This is a genomic window from Arenimonas oryziterrae DSM 21050 = YC6267 (assembly GCF_000420545.1).
GTDB classification, from domain to species: domain Bacteria; phylum Pseudomonadota; class Gammaproteobacteria; order Xanthomonadales; family Xanthomonadaceae; genus Arenimonas; species Arenimonas oryziterrae.
Genome location: NZ_ATVD01000001.1, coordinates 891,458 through 908,283 on the forward strand (window position 1 = coordinate 891,458; position 16,826 = coordinate 908,283).

General features: G+C 65.5%; 17 protein-coding genes and 1 pseudogene. 5 read left to right on the forward strand and 13 right to left on the reverse strand.

The window, feature by feature from the left end:
• Window positions 1-5 precede the first annotated feature (5 nt).
• Complete coding sequence (locus G467_RS0104445) at window positions 6-1,769, forward strand: adenylate/guanylate cyclase domain-containing protein (protein WP_022968529.1); 1,764 nt, start codon at window positions 6-8, stop codon at window positions 1,767-1,769.
• A gap of 49 nt (window positions 1,770-1,818) precedes the next feature.
• On the opposite strand, the gene G467_RS17355 is transcribed toward G467_RS0104445, so the two are convergent.
• Window positions 1,819-2,664, reverse strand: coding sequence for a putative signal transducing protein (locus G467_RS17355; protein ID WP_022968530.1), 846 nt, complete (start codon window positions 2,662-2,664; stop codon window positions 1,819-1,821).
• A 175-nt stretch (window positions 2,665-2,839) separates the two neighbouring features.
• On the opposite strand from G467_RS17355, the gene G467_RS0104455 reads away from it, so the two are divergent.
• Window positions 2,840-5,092: a DUF5916 domain-containing protein gene (locus tag G467_RS0104455; RefSeq protein ID WP_022968531.1), complete on the forward strand. Its 2,253-nt coding sequence runs from the start codon at window positions 2,840-2,842 to the stop codon at window positions 5,090-5,092.
• Window positions 5,093-5,099: 7 nt separating this feature from the next.
• Here the strand turns inward: G467_RS0104455 and G467_RS0104460 are convergent, their stop codons facing one another.
• The 5 genes from G467_RS0104460 to G467_RS17360 all read right to left on the reverse strand — a co-directional run bounded on the left by G467_RS0104460 (window position 5,100) and on the right by G467_RS17360 (window position 8,807).
• Window positions 5,100-5,414, reverse strand: a complete 315-nt coding sequence (locus G467_RS0104460) for a PilZ domain-containing protein (RefSeq protein ID WP_022968532.1) — start codon at window positions 5,412-5,414, stop codon at window positions 5,100-5,102.
• Between the two features lie 76 nt (window positions 5,415-5,490).
• A complete protein-coding gene (locus G467_RS0104465) occupies window positions 5,491-6,225 on the reverse strand; it encodes a hypothetical protein (protein WP_022968533.1) in 735 nt (244 codons plus the stop codon).
• Window positions 6,225-7,028: a hypothetical protein gene (locus tag G467_RS0104470; RefSeq protein WP_022968534.1), complete on the reverse strand. Its 804-nt coding sequence runs from the start codon at window positions 7,026-7,028 to the stop codon at window positions 6,225-6,227. Before G467_RS0104470 ends, G467_RS0104465 begins: the two co-directional genes overlap by 1 nt.
• The gene (locus G467_RS0104475; RefSeq protein ID WP_022968535.1) at window positions 7,021-7,887 is read right to left on the reverse strand and encodes an ATP-binding cassette domain-containing protein; all 867 of its coding nucleotides are present in this window, start codon (window positions 7,885-7,887) and stop codon (window positions 7,021-7,023) included. The genes G467_RS0104470 and G467_RS0104475 overlap by 8 nt, the downstream gene beginning before the upstream one ends.
• 47 nt (window positions 7,888-7,934) lie before the next feature.
• The gene (locus G467_RS17360) at window positions 7,935-8,807 is read right to left on the reverse strand and encodes a penicillin-binding transpeptidase domain-containing protein (RefSeq protein WP_081644562.1); all 873 of its coding nucleotides are present in this window, start codon (window positions 8,805-8,807) and stop codon (window positions 7,935-7,937) included.
• 177 nt (window positions 8,808-8,984) lie between these two features.
• On the opposite strand from G467_RS17360, the gene G467_RS0104485 reads away from it, so the two are divergent.
• Window positions 8,985-9,416, forward strand: a complete 432-nt coding sequence (locus G467_RS0104485; RefSeq protein ID WP_022968537.1) for a PaaI family thioesterase — start codon at window positions 8,985-8,987, stop codon at window positions 9,414-9,416.
• 28 nt (window positions 9,417-9,444) lie between these two features.
• On the opposite strand, the gene G467_RS0104490 is transcribed toward G467_RS0104485, so the two are convergent.
• Together G467_RS0104490 and G467_RS15405 are read right to left on the reverse strand one after the other, a co-directional pair.
• Window positions 9,445-9,813, reverse strand: a complete 369-nt coding sequence (locus tag G467_RS0104490) for a cupin domain-containing protein (protein WP_022968538.1) — start codon at window positions 9,811-9,813, stop codon at window positions 9,445-9,447.
• Entirely contained in the window at window positions 9,810-10,742 is a 933-nt protein-coding gene (locus G467_RS15405; RefSeq protein ID WP_022968539.1) for a CPBP family intramembrane glutamic endopeptidase, read from the reverse strand. The genes G467_RS0104490 and G467_RS15405 overlap by 4 nt, the downstream gene beginning before the upstream one ends.
• Before the next feature lie 77 nt (window positions 10,743-10,819).
• Here G467_RS15405 and G467_RS0104500 point away from each other — a divergent pair, with 77 nt between their 5' ends.
• Entirely contained in the window at window positions 10,820-11,728 is a 909-nt protein-coding gene (locus G467_RS0104500; protein ID WP_245559031.1) for a LysR family transcriptional regulator, read from the forward strand.
• Between the two features lie 21 nt (window positions 11,729-11,749).
• Here G467_RS0104500 and G467_RS17760 read toward each other — a convergent pair.
• The 4 genes and pseudogenes from G467_RS17760 to G467_RS15410 all read right to left on the reverse strand — a co-directional run.
• Window positions 11,750-12,373: pseudogene (locus G467_RS17760) on the reverse strand (lysoplasmalogenase); the annotation flags it as partial.
• A gap of 34 nt (window positions 12,374-12,407) precedes the next feature.
• Entirely contained in the window at window positions 12,408-13,349 is a 942-nt protein-coding gene (locus tag G467_RS0104505; RefSeq protein ID WP_245559032.1) for a GAF domain-containing protein, read from the reverse strand.
• 114 nt (window positions 13,350-13,463) lie between these two features.
• Complete coding sequence (locus G467_RS0104510) at window positions 13,464-14,318, reverse strand: hypothetical protein (RefSeq protein WP_155844823.1); 855 nt, start codon at window positions 14,316-14,318, stop codon at window positions 13,464-13,466.
• Window positions 14,319-14,474: 156 nt separating this feature from the next.
• Window positions 14,475-14,921, reverse strand: coding sequence for a hypothetical protein (locus tag G467_RS15410; protein ID WP_022968543.1), 447 nt, complete (start codon window positions 14,919-14,921; stop codon window positions 14,475-14,477).
• Window positions 14,922-15,336: 415 nt separating this feature from the next.
• On the opposite strand from G467_RS15410, the gene G467_RS15415 reads away from it, so the two are divergent.
• Window positions 15,337-16,242: an alpha/beta hydrolase family protein gene (locus tag G467_RS15415; protein ID WP_022968544.1), complete on the forward strand. Its 906-nt coding sequence runs from the start codon at window positions 15,337-15,339 to the stop codon at window positions 16,240-16,242.
• A 5-nt stretch (window positions 16,243-16,247) separates the two neighbouring features.
• Here G467_RS15415 and G467_RS0104525 read toward each other — a convergent pair whose 3' ends face one another.
• Window positions 16,248-16,727, reverse strand: a complete 480-nt coding sequence (locus G467_RS0104525) for a hypothetical protein (RefSeq protein WP_022968545.1) — start codon at window positions 16,725-16,727, stop codon at window positions 16,248-16,250.
• Between the last annotated feature and the right edge of the window lie 99 nt (window positions 16,728-16,826).

The following is a 16,826-nucleotide window of genomic DNA, read 5'->3' on the forward strand; positions in this document are numbered from 1 at the left end:
CGCGCATGAACGGTCCCGAAGACTGGCTCGCGCGCGTCCGCCAACTCGAAGCCCGCGGCGAACTGCTGCTCGCCTACGACACCGCCCTGCAAGGGCTGGAAGCGCATCCGGGCCATCTGCGCCTGGGCCACCGCGCCGTGCTCAATCTCGCCAAGGCCGGAGCCACCGCGCAGGCAGACGCGGAGTTTCGGCGCCTCGGCCTGGCCACTGCGAAGGATGGCGACATCGCCGCGCTCGCCGCGCGCATCGCCAAGGATCGCGCGCTCACGGCGCCGGCGAACGAACGCCCCGCCCTGCTCGCGCAAGCCGCCGACCGGTATGAAGCGATCTATCGCGACGGCGGCGACTACTACCCAGGCATCAATGTCGCGACCTTACGATTGCTCGCCGGCGATGTCCGGGCCGCGGAAGTGATGGCGAACGCGGTCCGGCCGCTGTGCCGGGCGGCGGGCGCCAGCGTCGAAGACAATTACTATCGCGCCGCTTCGCTCGCGGAAGCGGAGCTGGTGCTGGGGCATGTCGATGCGGCCGCGGGCGCCCTCGAACACGCCGCGCACCAGGGCCACGATCTCGCCGCGCGCGCCGCCACGCGCCGGCAACTCCGCCTGATCTGCCGGCAGCGTGGCATCGACGATGCCGTGCTGGCGCCGCTCGCGCCGCCGACCGTGATCCACTACACCGGCCATATGATCGCCGCACCCGGTGCGCGCGGCCGCTTCCCCGCGAATGAGGAAGCGGGTGTCGCCGACGCGATCGGCAAACAACTTGCCGAACGACAGGTCGGCTTTGGTTATGGCGGCCTCGCCTCTGGCGCCGACATCCTGTTCGCCGAAGCCCTGCTTGCGCGCGGCGCCGAGTTGCATGTGGTACTGCCATTCTCGCGCGACGAGTTCACCGGCATCTCGGTCGCGCCCGCCGGCGCGCCCTGGCTCGCGCGGTTCGAGCACTGTCTGCAGCACGCGAGCTCGATCACCTTCGCTACCGACGATCGCTTTCTGGGCCACGACTGGATTTTCTCGTACGGCTCCTTCGTCGCGATGGGCCTGGCAATCCTGCGCGCACGTTTTCTGGACGGTGACGTGCAGCAGATCGCGGTCTGGGACGGCGTGGTCACCGGCGGCGTCGCCGGCACCGGCTTCGACGTCAGTACCTGGCGCGAAACGGGTCGCACCACGACCGTGATCGCGAGCCCGGGCAATGCGCCCGCCGCGAACACACGCTCGCCCTTGCCCGCGCCCTCCGAACGCCAGCTCAAGGCGATGCTGTTCGGCGACGTGAAAGGCTTCAGCAAATTGCAGGAAGCGCAGATCCCCGCCTTCGTCACCCATGTGCTCGGCGCGATCGGCGGCGTACTCGCGAACTACGGTGCGCATCTGAGTTATCGCAACACCTGGGGCGACGGCCTGTTTCTCGTGCTCGACGACGCCGTCGCCGCCGCGCGCTGCGCGCTCGACCTGCAAACTGCGATGAAAGCGCTAGACCTGCACGCCTGCGGTCTGCCGGACACGCTCGCCCTGCGCCTGGGCGGCCACTACGGCCCGGTGTTCGAAGCGACCGATCCGGTGCTCGGCCTGACCAATTATTTCGGCGCGCATGTCAGCCGCACGGCGCGCATCGAACCAGTCACGCCGCCGGGCGAGGTATTCGTGACCGAACAATTCGCCGCCCGCCTCGCACTCGCCCCGGACGGCTATGCCTGCGACTATGTCGGCCAGGTCCCCGCCGCGAAGAATTTCGGCACGCTGCGCATGTACCACCTGCGCGCATAAGCCTCGACCGAGGCACAGCGGGCATCACCGCCCGGAGGCAGCAGCGTGATTACGGGGCGACGGTGTCGGACGGAATCACTTCGCCGATCCGGTCAAACTTTCGTTTTATCTCCAGAGTGCCGTCGCGATCGCGATCCATTTCTTCGGTGTCTAGCACGCCGTGGACATACAGGCGCTGCTTGAAGACAGACGAATCGCGTGGGTCCAGATATTGATCGCGCCAAATCACCCCGTCCACATAGTCGCTGCGCTGCTCGAAGAATCCGTCGCCGTCATCATCGACGGCATACGAATTCAGGAGATTCTTCTTGTAGATCATCACGCCCTCAAACCGTCCGTCGAAATCATCATCGACCTGGACTTCGGCCGCGCCACTCCAAGGATTGAGCGTGATCTGATCCGGCTTGGAATCGCCATTGCGATCGTCGACGATCTTCTTGAGGACCTCGCCTTCATAAGTCTCACGGGAATCGACGAGATTGTTGTGGTCGTAGTCGAGTTCATCCACCTGCACCGGCACATGCATGCGCCAGTAGGTCAGGCCGGCGCCAAGGAGCAGACCGACCGCCAGCCCGATCCAGCCACGCCCTCCCGATACGACGGGCGCCGCCGTGGCAGAGCCCGGCGACGCTTCTGTTACTTCGGCTTCGACGTCAGCTTCGTCCCAGTCGTCGCCCTCGGCCGAGTTCTGCGCCTCACGCTCAGCCAGGCAGGCACGCGCTGCCGCTTCGTCGTCATCGGCCACCCATACACGCACCATTTCCCCGATCGGCAGTTCGCCGATCGCACCGGACAGATAATTGCCCTGCACATGCGCGTCGATGCCTTCGGCGGCCAGCCAATCGACTACGAGTTGCGCATCAAGCGGGCTGGCGGCGCGGTAGACGGTTTTCATGAGGTTCCGGCGGCGATTTACCAAGGCCGATGCTAACCCGTCGGCCAGACGGTTGGCGGTGCGCCAAACCGGTGCCTGCATCACGCTCACCCCCCACCAATGGCAGGGGGGCGACGCGCCCGGCGACTTCTAGAATAGGCACCCGCTGCCGCAACACCTGCCAGGCCACGCCCGCATGATCTCGTCTCCGCCCTCGCTGCTCGCCCGCGCCCTCTTCGCCGCCCTGCTCTCGGGCAGTGCATTCGCCGCCCACGCACAGTCGATCACGGTCGACGGCAAGCTCGACGAACCGGAGTGGGCGCAGGCGCGCGTGTTCAAGGACTTCAAGGTCACGCAGCCGTATTCGCTGGCCACGCCCGATCCGGCGCTCGCGACCGAAGCGCGCATGATCTCGACGCCGCAGGGCATCGCGGTGGGCTTCACCGTCGCGCATCCGGCGAACGTGCCGCGCGTCAAGCCGCGCCTGGAACGCGATCAGGGCCGTCCGAGCGATCGCGTCAACTTCATGATCGACTTCGACGCCGACGGCCGCACCGCCTACAACTTCACCGTCGGCCTGTCCGGTTCGATCCAGGACGTCGTCGTTACCAACGAAAACTATTTCAACTCCGACTGGGACACCGACTGGTCCTGGGCGGTCACCGAAACCGAGACCGGCTGGTACGTGGAAATGCTGATCCCGTGGTCGGTCGCGCCGATGCGCGGCTCGGACACGCCCACACGCACGGTCGCGGTGTATTTCGATCGCGTCATGGGCGGCAACGGCGAACGCTATGCCACGCCCGCCGCGTCGTACGAGCGCCCGCGCTTCGTCTCCGATTTCGAGAAGGTGGAAATTCCGCAGTACCGCAAAGCGCTGTTCCATGTCTGGCCCTACGTCACGGTGCTGCACGACCTCATCGACGGCAGCACCGACTACAAGGTCGGCGCCGACCTGTTCTGGAAGCCTTCACCGACCTTCCAGCTCAGCGCGACGATCAATCCCGACTTCGGCCAGGTCGAAGCCGACGAACTCGTCGTCAATTTCGATGCGGTCGAAACCTTCTACACCGACAAGCGCCCGTTCTTCACCGAGAACCAGGGCTTCTTCGATCTGCGCACGCCCGACAACGGCCAGCTGATCTACACGCGCCGCATCGGCGCGAATGCCGACGACGGCTCGGGCGCGGCCGATATCGACGCGGCAGTGAAGCTCAACGGTTCGGTCGGCGAGCTCGGCTACGGCCTGCTCGCAGCCGCCGAACACGACGATGCCGGCCGTGATTTCTACGCCGCGCGTCTGCTCTACCCGGTCACGCCGAAGCTCAGCCTCGGCTGGCTGGGCACCGACACCGAGCGGCCGTTCCGCGATCGCACGGCGCAGGTGCAGGCCTTCGACCTGCGCTGGCGCCCGAGCGATACGCTGACGGTGAACGCGCAGATCCTCGCGAGCTTCATCGATCAGGCCGGCCTGTCGAAGGACGGCACCGGCGGCTGGTTCCGCATCAACTACGCGCCCTCGCAGTCCTGGACTTACGAAGCCGAAGCGACGCATTTCGATCGCCGCCTGGACTTCAACGACCTCGGCTTCCTGCGCCGCGCCAGTCTCAACGAGCTCGAGCTCACCGCCAACTACACCCGCCGCGCGACCAGCGACACCTCGCGCATCCGCAGCTCCGGTTTCTCCGTCGAAACCCAGCATCGCAGCAACGATACCGGTGATCGTCTGCCGACCTGGCTCCTGCTGAACGGCGAACTCGAACTGCGCAGCGGCGGCAACATCGAAATCGGTCACAACCTCATCAGTGCCGGTTGGAACGATCTGATCTCGCGCGGTCATGGCCTATGGCGCGTGTCCGGCCGCAGCAACTCTTTCGCGGAATTCAATTCCGCGCGGCATGGCCAGTGGCAGTTCTCTGTCTACGGCGAGCTGGCCCCGCAGGGCCTGGAGAACGGCGACGCGAAAGTGCTCTACCTCACCACGAACTGGTATCCGAGCGACACACTCAATGCCCAGCTCGAGCTCGGCCGGCAGAAAGCCAGCGACTGGCTGATCTGGGAAGGCGGCACCGACTTCGGCCGCTACCACAAGGATCTGCGCGAGATGTCGCTCAATCTGGGCTGGTTCCCGAGCAGCAAGCACGAGTTCCGGGTGAAAACGCAGTGGCTGGCGATCGGCGCTGACCGCGGCGAACGCTATCTGCTGCAGCCCGACGGCCGCATGAGCAACGGCGCCCTCGCCTTGCCCGCGTTCGAGATCAACAGCTTCGGCGTGCAGCTGCGCTACCGCTACCTGCTCGGTCCGCAGTCGGACATCTATCTGGTGTATTCGCGCGGCGGCTATCTGGAAGAGAACCGCGAACTGCGCTCGACCGGCGACCTGTTCGACGAAGCGCTCGGCCTGCGCGATTCCGATCAGATCCTGGCGAAGATCCGCTACCGCTTCTGAGCCGCGCCTAGTCGCCCAAGCCGATGCCGGCCAGCAGCTGCCGGATCGCGTCGGCTTGCACGGGCGCGAACTGCACGCCCATGTGATCGACTGCGAGCCGCGTGACGCGGCCATTGAGCATGACCACGTGTTCGGGATCGAGCTGGAAGTACAGACGCAACGCGGTGCCCGCATGCGCCTCCCAGTCGTCGGCCAGACCAAGCCGCGCACCACTCTCGGACAAGTCGTAGACCACGACGCGGTGTTCGCTGCCATTGGGCGAAATCATGATGGCGAGAAACACGTTCTCGCGCGGATGCTCGCGTTTTTCGGCGGCGGCCATGGCGGCATTGTGCTCGCGAAAACGGCCGGAGGCGAATCGGCCGCCGTCGCGTGGAAACGCGTCTCCGCGTACCCGTCTAATCGGTCTTTTCGGCGGGTGCGACCTGGACGGGTGCGTCGCCAGTCAGGGGATCGAGGTCCACGAGATGCACGGTGTTGAGGCGCCGGGCGTTGCCGAGCGAGAAGGTCGCGTCCGGGCCCAGGGCCAGCGTCGCCGATGCGATGGTCCCGGCCTGCTCGAGCGACACGCTGCCGTCGCGCGTGGCCACCGTCAGCGCCTGGATCGTGCCGCTGCGAATGGTGATCATGTTCGCGCACTTGCCTTTGCAACCGGCCGGCTCACGCGTATCGATCACGCGCAGCTGCTGGACGTCGCCCTGCAGGAACACCGGCCCCGAACTGCGCACGTCGAGCGAGGGCATTGGCGTTTTCACCTCGATTTCGCTGCCGCGCAGGATGAGATGGCGGACGCGGGTCGGCAGGGAGACTTTCAATTCCCGGTAGCGCAGCGTCGGATTTTCTTCGGTGGGCTCTGGCAAGGCACGCGTCGCGATGATCAGGGTGCTGCCGCGTCGGGAAACCTGCACGTCGCGGATATCCTCGTGCACGCTCGGCGAGTCGACACGGACTTCATGGGCCTGGCCGTCGGCAAAGGTGAGCGAGAAATTGTCTTTGGAGGCCACCTCGACGGTATCGATCCCGGTGAAATCCAGGGCGACGCGACTGGTTTCGTCCGGTGGCCGTTGCGAAAACGCGATCGCGCTCAAGAACAGTGCCATGGCGACAGCGAAAGTGGCGGCAGTGCGTTTCATCAGGCGATCTCCCGTTCCCGCAGCGCAAACAGGCAGGCGATCCACAACAGGACCGGCACGCCGACCCAGGCGGCGGCGAACAGCGTGCTTTGCCAGGTGGGCAGCTCCCACACGCTGCTCCAGTATCCGAAGAAGAGATCGGGCTGGGTGCTGAGTACGGAGGCCAGGAAGATCACCGCCAGCAGGACGAAAAAGGCGGCAAGAATGGTCTTGATGAAAGGCATCGCACGAAAATACAGGCTGCCGAGCACGGCGAAGCCCTGCAGCGCGCCGAGCGACAGGATCACCATCCACAGATACGCCCGGTCGATGTGCTCCCAGACGAAATACAGCTCGAAATTCTCCGGCTTCAGGAGATATCCGAGGTTGTCGTTGCCCGCCGCGGCGCTCAGCACATAGGCGTTGTGCGCCTGGGCCGCAGCGATCAGACCGGCGGGAATATTGCAGACGTTGTAGGCCAGGATATAGGCCAGCGGATAGGCCACTGCGACAACGAGAAATGCCAGCAGCCATTTCTCGAACGAAGAGGCGGGCCGCATCAGCAGCACCAGGCTCGACTCCGGCCGCGTCATCGCCTGGAAGTAGCGACCAGCGAAAATCGGCGCGGTCAGGTACAGCCCCGTGTAGAAGAACGCCGCCTGGCCACCGGTGCTCAGCGCGCGGAAGCCGTCATCGGGCAGGAGCAGGATCAGCACCAGCACGAAGTGCACGATCACACCGATGCCAAGGAACCAGGCGTACGTGCGCCATTGTTCGGCCCAATGCGCTGCCGCCAGACGCCGGAATCTCGTCAGCTTAAACATGCGCGCTCTCCTGGTCGGTCGCCTGCAGGGCCGCGAGCACGCCGGCCTTGTTGCGGCTCAACGCCTTGTACAGCAGCTCCAGATGCACGGCACCCGGCGTCGAAGAGGCATTTTCGGCGACGAACGCCCATTGCTCGCCCATCGCCTCGTGGTAAATCAGCCCGTCGACCTCCGCCAGCGCCTCCGCGTCCGCCGCCACGCCCATGGTCATGGCCGCCGCGAGTTCGGGCAAGGTCGCCGACAGCGCCAGCGTCGCCGAATCGACGAACAGGATATGGCTCATGATGCGTTCCAGATCGTGCGCCTGGTGCGTGCTGATCAGGATCGTGCGGCTGCGCTGTTCGGGACGGGCGACGATGTTCTTGAACTGGTCGCGACCCAGGATATCCAGGCCATTGGTGGGCTCGTCGAGCAGCAGCACCGGGGTGAACGTCGCAAGCGCGAAGGCCATCGCCGCTTTTTTCTTCTGGCCCAGGCTCATCTGACCGAAGGTCTGCTGCGCCGACAGCTCGAAGATGTCGAGATATTCGGCAAAAGCCTCGGCCGAAAACGCCGCATAGAACCCCGCCTGCGTCTGCGCAAGCCGCGTCGCGCTCAGGTCGGGCAGATGGAATTCCTCCGGGACGATGTAAACCTGCGCCAGGAAGTCCGGATGCCGCCGGCGCGGTTCGAAACCCCGCACCTCGATGCGACCCCGACGTGGAAACAGCAGCCCGGCCAACAGCTTGAGCAGGGTCGACTTGCCGCTGCCATTGCGCCCGAAGACACCGTAAACGCCCGGCTCGTCGATCTGAAGATTGAAACGCTCGTAAAGCTTGTTCTTCCGGTAGGCAAAGGAAAGATCGTTTACGCGGATCACAAGCGCCCCTCGCTGGTTGCTGCCGGCATTCTAGGCACAACCCGCGGTCAGAGCACACCATTCTCGCGCAGGGATTTCGCCGCCAGATCGATCGCCGCCTCGGCGGGCGTGTCCTCGTCGCCGATCACGCAGCTGACGAAGAGATAGGAACTGCCTTCGCGACGCACGCGCCCGACCAGCCAGCGCACGGTGCGACCGTCGGCATCGGTGCCGCTGCCGGTTTTCGCCGCGACGGACGTACCCGCCGGCCACGGCGCGTCGAACGGATGCTCGCCCAGCGAATTGACGACCACGCCTGGCGGCTGCAGCAGCATCGACATCACCGTCGTCATCGATTCGAACTTCACCGGCAGCTTGCCGTCGTAGAAGCGGCGCAGGAAATCCAGCTGCTCCTCGGGGGTGATCTGCAGCGAACCGCCGAGCCAGAACGTGGTCAGCCCGCTCTCGCTGTCGGCATTGCCGTAGGCGAATTTGCGCAGGTACGCGGCTTCCTTTTTCTCGCCGACGCGTTCGGCGACCTTCTGGTAGTACCAGACCACCGAGTTCTGCAAGGCGCTGGCCAGGGTGTGATCGCGCTTGGACGATTCGGGCCAGTTGCCACTGCCGTCGTAGGGGATGACCTCGTCGGGCCCGGACACGGCGCCGGTGTCGAGCGCGATCAGCGAATGCGGAATCTTGAACGTCGACGCCGGCGTGACGCGCGAGTCGCAGACCTCGTCCGGTGCGCGGCGAACCTCGCCCTTGCCCACTTCGAACAACAGGAAGCACGAACCAACGGCCGGCTTCTTGTCCGCCTTCCACGGCAACTCGATCGCCGCCGCACTGCCCACCCACAGCAGGCCCGTCAGCGCGGCCAGAGACAGGCCCCGGCGCCAACGCAGCGCCCACGCGGCGTGTCCCGACATTCTTTCTTGATGCATGGTCCCATTACTCCTGAAAACGCACGAATTAACGGCATTTTAGCCGTGTGGCGGCGTTTATGACCCCGCCGGAAGGCAGGGGTTCAGGCCAGGTTCGTCGAAGGTCGGCGCGTTCAGGGTATTCGGTCGGCGACGCCGCGATTGCGAGGGGTGAAGCTTCGCCCCTATGCTCGGGTCATGACCGATGCCCACGCCCCTGCCGCCGATTTCGCCGACCGTGTCCGTGCCTGCTTCGATCTGCAACCCGCGATGCACCTCATCGGCGCCGAACTGACGCGTGTGGACGCGGGCGAGGTGGAGATCGCGATGGCGCATCGCGACACGCTGACGCAGCAACATGGCTTCATCCATGCCGGTATCGTCACGACCCTGGTCGACAGCGCCTGCGGCTTCGCGGCGCTATCGCTGATGCCGGCCGGCTCGGATGTGCTGAGCGTGGAATTCAAACTCAACTTGCTGCGCCCGGCGGCCGGCACGCGCTTCCGCGCCGTCGGCACGGTGCTCAAACCGGGCCGCACCCTGATGATCACGCGCGGCGATATCTTCGCCGACCAGGAAGGCACGTCGGTCCTGGTCGCGACGATGCTGGCGACGATGATCCGCCGCTGAGCGGCCGCGTCGCAACGATCGATCGGGTCTACAGCGGCCGCAGCTGATCGGCAATCGACCGCGTCTTGTCGGTGACCTGGTCGCCGGTATGCAGGGTCGATTTGCGCTCGATGAGCATCACCAGGCATTCGCCGGCGGCGCTCGGATTGTGCCGCACGCCCTTGGGCACGACGTACAACTCGCCCTCGCCCAGTTCGACCGCGCCACTGTCCATGTCGATGCGCAGGCGCCCCTGCAGCACCAGAAACATTTCGTCTTCGTGCTCGTGGCTGTGCCAGCCGAACGTGCCCTCTACCCGCGCAACCTTGACGTAGGAATCGTCGACGTCGGCGATCACGCGTGGAGACCAAAGTTCGGCGAGGTTGGCAGCGATTTGCCGCGGCGATACCACGCTCATGGGCTTTCCTCCGTTCGTATGCCGACGCCAGCTGCGGCCGCCGCCTCGCGCGCTCTGCGACGCCAGATCATGAGCGCGATCGCGACGACAAAAAACACGCTGCACAGGACACTGCCTTCCGGCCCTTCCGTGCCGCCGGTCAGGAGATCCGGACCGTGCGGACGCAAGGCCACCAGCAAGGCCGGAAGGTTCGCATCGATGCCGGTGACGGGCAACTCGAACCCGGTCGAGAGCAGCCAGTTCCAGCCCGTGTGCCAACCCATCACGCCCCAAATGCTCTTGGCGTGCAACGCCCAGACGCAGGCGAACACCGAGAACAGGAACGAGCAGCTCACGATACGCAGCGGCTGGTGCGGGCTGTAGTGCAAGAACGTGAAGGCCAGCGACACCAGCAACACCGCGATCGCGACATTGAACTTGCGCGCGACCGCCGACAACAGCCAGCCGCGGAAAATGATTTCTTCCGTGCCGGCCTGCAGCACGAAACTCGCCAGCAACAGCACCACATGCATCAAGCTCATCGGCGACCGCCATGCCGCGAAAAAACCACCGGCCTGCAGGCCGCCCGCGATCCAGATCGAAATCACCACGATCGATACCGTGCCGGCGCCGATGGCGATGCCGTGCAGAAACTTGTGCAGGGGCTGCGGACCGACCAGGCCGATCGTCGTGAACGGACGGCGTTCGACCCAGCGCACCCAGGCGAGAACTTCCAGCAGGTTCAGCGCGAAGGGAATGGTCAGCAGGGCGTAGAAGCCGCGCAACCCGATCGGCGCGCCCATCGGCTCGAGGAAATGATTCGCCTGCATCCATCCGTCCGTCGCCAGCACCGGCGCCGCCACGAACACGATCAGCAGGATGGGAGCGAGCAGACCCCAGGGCAGCCAGCCGCGGGCAGGTTCGGGCGAATACAGGGAGACGGGGGTCATACGGGGCTCCGGGCCGGTGAAGCGCCAATCTAGCTCACGTAAATTCGCATGGGAACCGACGACGATGAACACCTTCCATGCATACTTGCATGACGCTGTCCGGCGTCATCCGAGGGTCCGGCATGGAATGGAGCGACCTGCGCGTGTTTCTCGCGATTGCGCGCGAAGGCACGCTCGGCGCGGCCGCGCGTCGGCTCGAGCAGACGCAGCCGACGATGGGTCGGCGCCTGCGCGCGCTCGAAGACGCGGTGGGCCACAAACTTTTCCAGCGCACGAGCGCGGGCTTCGTGCTGACCGACGAAGGCAGCGCGGTGCTCGCGCATGCCGAGCGCATGGAAGAAGAAGCGCTGGCGATCGCGCGTCGGCTCACCGGCCAGGAACAGCATCTCGAAGGCGGCCTGCGCGTGACTTCGTCGGACTGGTTCGGAGCGACGGTGCTCACGCCCCTGCTCGCCGAGTTCGCGCAGACGCATCCGCGCATCACCGTCGAGTTGCTCACCGAGGCGCGCTTTCTCAGTCTGTCGCGCCGCGAAGCCGATCTGGCTTTCCGCATCCGCCCCTTCGACGAACCCGACGTGATCTCACGCAAGCTGTTGCATACCCCGTACGCGGTGTATGCGCGGCGCGGCGGCGCATTTTCCGATGTCGGCGAGGGCGAGGACACCGCCCTGCTCGCGCTCGATTCCGCGTTCGCCGGTTTTCCCGATGACAGCTGGCTGCAGACGCGCTTGCCGAAGGCGCGCATCGCGTTTCGCAGCAACAGCCGTCTGGTGCAGGCACGCATGTGCGCACAGGGCCTGGGACTGGCCGTGTTGCCCGTACCGCTAGGCGACAGCCTCGGCGAACTGATGCGCGTGGATCTCGGCGAGCCACCGCCCGGCCGCGATACCTGGATCGGTTATCACCGCGATCTGCGCCGGCTCGCGCGCCTGCGTGCCTTGCTTGATCTGGTCGCGTTGCGGTTGGGGGCCTCGGGGCAGGCCTGACTCACGACTAACCGACAGCGCGATCAGACACTGCGCGATCCAGTACGTCGTCAGCACCGCCGCCATCGCCATGGCGAACGGCGCGCGGAAACGATCGAGGGCGAGCATTGCGTCGGAGGCGACGAAGCACAGTCCGCCGATCGCTGCGAATGCACTCACGCAGTCGCGCTGTCGCCACCACATGCCGGCCGCCTGCGCAGCCATCGCCGCCAGCACCGAGACATAGACCACGACGGGCACGGCCAGCGCTGACGGCAGGGCCGGCCACAGCAGTGAGAGCACGGCGGCTGCGAGCGCTGCATAAACGAGCACTGGCCAGATCACGGCGAACAATCGCGCACGCTGTGAGAACGCGAACAGATAGGCCAGATGCGCGAACAGAAAACTCGCCAGGCCGAACACGAAGGCGTCAACCGGCAGCATCAGCAGCACGTCGCCGAGCGTCGACAGCCCCAGGCCGGCAAGGATGCCGGCGCGATAACGCGGTTCGGTCGCCGGCAGGCGCCAGACCATCGCCACGATGAGCCACGTTGTCACGGGCTTGGCGAGGTAGTGCAGCCAGGGCACTCCGCCATAGACCCCGGCGATGGCCAACAACGCCGCCATCGCCACCGCCGCGAGCCAGCGCGCGCGCTTCGCTTCCATCGATGTCTCGCCTCAAGCCGGTGTCGGAGCGAGCTTACGAGGTCAGGCCAGCCCAGTACACGTCTTTTTGCTGGCTCAACGCGATGTCGGCCCGCAGGAAAACGGATTCGACGCGCTCGTTAGCAGCCTCCGAATCGGCATGCCCCGACAGCACATGCAGGCCGGTCTCGCGTTCGAAGGCGAAGACGCGTTCCTGCAAGCGTTGCAGTGCGTCGCCGACGTCCTTGCCGTGCAGCACCACGATGACTTCCGCACTGCCGGTCGCACGACTGGCGCTGTCGCCCGAGCCCGGGCGCAGGCCATCGTGCAACGCATTCTCCAGATCGAGCACCACGCGTTCGGCGGCACGTTCGCCCAGGCGCGCACCGGCACCGGCGAGATCCTGCACTTCGAAGATCGCCACCGTGAAGGCGCTGTGGTCGATCGACGGCGCCACGGGCACGGGCTCGGGCACGGCCGATGCAAGAAACGCCGCCCGCTCGAGCTCGCGTTCGCGATGTCGGGCTTCCATGAGATTCATCGTCAGGCGCGCGAGCGATGCCAGACCTTCGCGCTGCGCCTCGTTGAGCTCCCGCGGTTCGCGGTCGATCACGCAGACCGTACCGATCGGCGCGCCGCCCGGCGTCACCAGGGGCATGCCGGCATAGAAGCGAATGCCCAACTCCCCGGTCACCAGCGGATTGTCGACAAACCGCGCGTCGCCGAGGGCATCGGGGACTTCCATGAGCCGGTCCGGCTCGCGGATGGCGTGATCGCAGAACGCCTCATCGCGCCGCGTCTGCGTCGCCGCCAGACCCGTGCGCGCCTTGAACCACTGCCGGTCACGATCGATCAGCGAGATCAACGCGATCGGCACGCCGCACAGGGCCGAGGCCACGCGCGTGATGTCGTCGTACGCCGCCTCGGGCAGGCTGTCGACCAGGTGATAGGTGTCCAGGGCGCGTTGTCTTGCCAACTCATCCACGAAAACCGACATGCATTCCTCCATGGCAGGCGCTGATGGGAAGCTCGATGCTGCCACGCCCGGAGTGAATGAAAACCTGCGACAAGCGCATGTGAAGAAGCGCTTCACTGCCTCCCGTCGGTTTGTTTACCGCGCATCACTCGGCGAGGGCCGCTCAGCAGCGGCCGAGGCCTTGAGCGCGGCGGTACTCGCTTCCAAACGCTTGGACGCAGCATCGAAACGACCCGCCAGTCGCTGGAAGGTCTCGCCGGCCGCCTGGTCGGAAAAGATCACGCCGACGCCGTTGGCATCGAGATGCCAGTCCGACCGGTGCGCGTCCAGGTGCAGCAGCAAGGCATCGAGCGCGGCCATCTGCGCGCCGATATCGGCGACCACGCCCTGCAGATGTTGCAGATGCAGCGGCTGTTTCGCCCCGCTGACCCGGCGCACCAGCACGGCGGCATCGCCATCGAGATCGGCGAGCAGGGCATCGAAGGGCGCGGCGGCGGCTTCCTGTTGCGCCAGATAAGCCGGACTGCGCTCGCGCACCTCGCGAATGCGCGCACGCATGTCGGCGAGTTCGCGCACGCTGCTGACCGGACCGAGCCCGTCGACGATGCGTCCGTTCACGCGCTGCAAGGCAACGGCGAAAGAAATTTCGTTGCGCATCTGCGCGGCGACGACCTCGCGCAGGCGCTGCAAGTCGGCGCGACGCGCGACGAACGCGGGGTCCTTCATCGTCGCGTCCAGCGGCACCAGACCAGCCTCGACGATGGGCCCGACCTGCGCCTGCTCGTAAGGCGGATTCGCCGTGTGGTAGTCCATCGTGTCGAGCGCCGCCTGCAGCGCCGATTGCAGCCGGTTGCTCGGCGCGTGATCGGCCGAGAACCAGCGCCAGGCAACGAACCCGCCAGCCAGCAGCAGCACGACCAGCAGCGCCAGCATCGCGCGCGCGCGACGGCGGCCCGAGGGGGAAGAAGACGAGGCGTTCGACGGTGACATGCGACGATCCCGGGGAGCGACGCGCGCAGTCTAGCAGCGGCCTGCCGGGCCCGAAGAACGGCCCGCGCGCAGCCGCACCGGCACGACTGGGCACGGCCCGGCGAAAAAAAGAGCCGTCGCGCGAACGCGACGGCTCCGGTCACTCACACCGCAGGATCACAGGACGGCGGACTTGCCGTTCTCGACATACGTCCAGCCATCATGCACCGCGCCGCGGGCATCGACCCAGGCCAGTTTCGACGTGCCGCGCGTGGATTCCCAATTGCGCTGCAGTTCGGCCTCGATGTCGTCGAACTTGCGGCCCTGCGAACTCGCGTACGAGCTGTAGCCCAGATCGTAGGCCGGCTGGTAGTCGCTCCACTCGCGACCGGCCTGGTAGTAGGGCTTGGCGAGATAGTTTTCTCTCCAGTAGTCGGCATAGACCGTCGGGTTCACGACTTCGGCGAGGCTGTTGCCCGCACCGGCGCCCAGCATGCTGCCGACCACCGCACCGGCCGCCATACCGATCGGTCCGGCGAGAACGCCGACCGCCGCGCCTGCGACCGCACCGGCGACCGCGCCCGTGCCGGTTCCGATGACATGTTCTTTTTTGATATCAGACATAGGTTTTGCTCCTGAAGAGTTGCCGTCCGCATCCGATGCGTCGTTCCCTGAGAGGGAGTGGATACGTTGCGCTTGTCGAAGTTACGGCACGGGGAGCGGCGCGTGAGCCACGCGTGATTCGGGCGATGCGTTTCCGCAAAGTGCCCGATGAGACTGAACCCCTGTCCACCCGGATCCAGGATTCCTGCAATACGCCCTCGAGCTTTACGCGCGGGTCCCGTCACCGCGCGAAACGAGAAGGCGATCCAGGCCAGCGGCTATTTCATGCGTGCTTCCGAGGCCGGGCACCCAATGGCCGCAGGCCGCCGCCGCGCGCCGGCAGTAGTGCAGCGCACTGATTCTTGCTATGAAGATCGCGATGCGGCCCGGATCGAATCGCCCGGCCGTCCGGGGACGACAAGGCAGACAGGCCAGCATGAGTTTCCACGTGGGTTGCCGACGGCGACAGGTCGCGGACGCGACGCAGGGCGTGGCCTTGCCGCTGACCCTGTTGTATCCGACGAGCGCGCCAGTGTCGCCGCATCGTTTCGGCCCCTACCCGCTCGAATTGGCGATGGACGCGCCGGTCACCGGCACGAACCTGCCGCTGGTGCTGTTTTCGCATGGCAACGGCAGCACGCCGCTGACACATCGCGGCCTCGCGAAGCATCTGGCGCGATCCGGTTTCGTCGTGGCGCTGGTCGAACACGTCGGCAATACGCGCGGCGACAACCGGCTGGCCGGGACGGCGGCGAATCTCCAGAACCGGCCGCGCCACGTGTCGCTCGCGCTCGATGCGGCCTTCGCCGATCCCGATCTCGGCGCAGCGATCGCGCCCGGGCGCGCGGGACTCATCGGCGAATCCCTCGGTGGCTACACCGTGCTCGCCGCGGCGGGCGGCAAACCCTGGTGCGGACCGCAGGAATCGCCCGATGGCAAACCGCAACCGATCGCCGTGACCGCCGATCCGCGCGTGCACGCTCTCGTGCTGTTCTCGCCGGCGACGCCCTGGTATCTGCCGGAAGGCTCACTCGCGAACGTGACGGTGCCGATCCTCATGCGCACTGGCGACCGCGACGACATCACCCCCGCCTGGCACGGCGACCTGGTGCATCGCGATATCGACCGCACGCGCATCGATCACCGGATCGTGGCGAACGCCGGTCATTTCTCGTTCCAGACCCCGTTTCCCGACGAGATGGTGCGCCCGGATTTCCCACCCTCGCAGGATCCGCCGGGCTTCGATCGCGCGGGCTATCAGACGGTGTTGCTGGCGGATGTTGAGAGGTTTCTGAGGAAAAACATCTGTTGCGACGGCGACGATGGATCGGCTTCCTTCTGAGGATCTCAGAAACTCCATTTGCGCCGCAGACGAAAGAACTCGTCAACCGCGTCTTCTATTTTTTGTACTTCTGACCGCAAGTCATCCAACGAAAGCCGGATCTCATCTGTCTCGGGCGATCCAGGAATCGACATCGTCAGATTGACGACTTCGTTTTCCTTGCCATCGACAATCCAATAGCCGTGAATAAAGCGATTCCGCTTCTCTCGAATCGGGGTCATGGTCACGTGCCACGCATCCAAGCTAGCGATCAGCTCTCGGTCATCCGCGAAATTCGTCGCAACTTCTTTTCGCCATCGATCGATCCGGTCTTTCAGATTCATGTTTGACACCTGAATCTCGCTGTCTTCTCCAAGCTTTTCCTTGAGAAGTCCTCGGAGACTGAGGTTGAGGTTGATCTCAAAGCGAGACATGACCAAGACCATCTTTCCGATGAGGCTCGCGATTTCTGATTCCAGTGCAGCATGTTTTTCGCGGGTGAGCATGGTGGACCGACGGCCGGAGTTGTTAGCCCAGATATTGGCAGAACTCAGGCAATAAGAAGGCGCCGAAGAAGGCGATACCCCGCCCTCCTCGACGCCCGG

What these genes read in the sequence shown, in the direction of transcription:
- G467_RS0104445 (WP_022968529.1), top strand. Translation starts at nt 6, where the DNA reads ATGAACGGTCCCGAAGACTGGCTCGCGCGCGTCCGCCAACTCGAAGCC.
- G467_RS17355 (WP_022968530.1), bottom strand. Translation starts at nt 2,664, where the DNA reads ATGAAAACCGTCTACCGCGCCGCCAGCCCGCTTGATGCGCAACTCGTA.
- G467_RS0104455 (WP_022968531.1), top strand. Translation starts at nt 2,840, where the DNA reads ATGATCTCGTCTCCGCCCTCGCTGCTCGCCCGCGCCCTCTTCGCCGCC.
- G467_RS0104460 (WP_022968532.1), bottom strand. Translation starts at nt 5,414, where the DNA reads ATGGCCGCCGCCGAAAAACGCGAGCATCCGCGCGAGAACGTGTTTCTC.
- G467_RS0104465 (WP_022968533.1), bottom strand. Translation starts at nt 6,225, where the DNA reads ATGAAACGCACTGCCGCCACTTTCGCTGTCGCCATGGCACTGTTCTTG.
- G467_RS0104470 (WP_022968534.1), bottom strand. Translation starts at nt 7,028, where the DNA reads ATGTTTAAGCTGACGAGATTCCGGCGTCTGGCGGCAGCGCATTGGGCC.
- G467_RS17360 (WP_081644562.1), bottom strand. Translation starts at nt 8,807, where the DNA reads ATGCATCAAGAAAGAATGTCGGGACACGCCGCGTGGGCGCTGCGTTGG.
- G467_RS0104485 (WP_022968537.1), top strand. Translation starts at nt 8,985, where the DNA reads ATGACCGATGCCCACGCCCCTGCCGCCGATTTCGCCGACCGTGTCCGT.
- G467_RS0104490 (WP_022968538.1), bottom strand. Translation starts at nt 9,813, where the DNA reads ATGAGCGTGGTATCGCCGCGGCAAATCGCTGCCAACCTCGCCGAACTT.
- G467_RS15405 (WP_022968539.1), bottom strand. Translation starts at nt 10,742, where the DNA reads ATGACCCCCGTCTCCCTGTATTCGCCCGAACCTGCCCGCGGCTGGCTG.
- G467_RS0104500 (WP_245559031.1), top strand. Translation starts at nt 10,820, where the DNA reads ATGCATACTTGCATGACGCTGTCCGGCGTCATCCGAGGGTCCGGCATG.
- G467_RS0104505 (WP_245559032.1), bottom strand. Translation starts at nt 13,349, where the DNA reads ATGTCGGTTTTCGTGGATGAGTTGGCAAGACAACGCGCCCTGGACACC.
- G467_RS0104510 (WP_155844823.1), bottom strand. Translation starts at nt 14,318, where the DNA reads ATGTCACCGTCGAACGCCTCGTCTTCTTCCCCCTCGGGCCGCCGTCGC.
- G467_RS15410 (WP_022968543.1), bottom strand. Translation starts at nt 14,921, where the DNA reads ATGTCTGATATCAAAAAAGAACATGTCATCGGAACCGGCACGGGCGCG.
- G467_RS15415 (WP_022968544.1), top strand. Translation starts at nt 15,337, where the DNA reads ATGAGTTTCCACGTGGGTTGCCGACGGCGACAGGTCGCGGACGCGACG.
- G467_RS0104525 (WP_022968545.1), bottom strand. Translation starts at nt 16,727, where the DNA reads ATGCTCACCCGCGAAAAACATGCTGCACTGGAATCAGAAATCGCGAGC.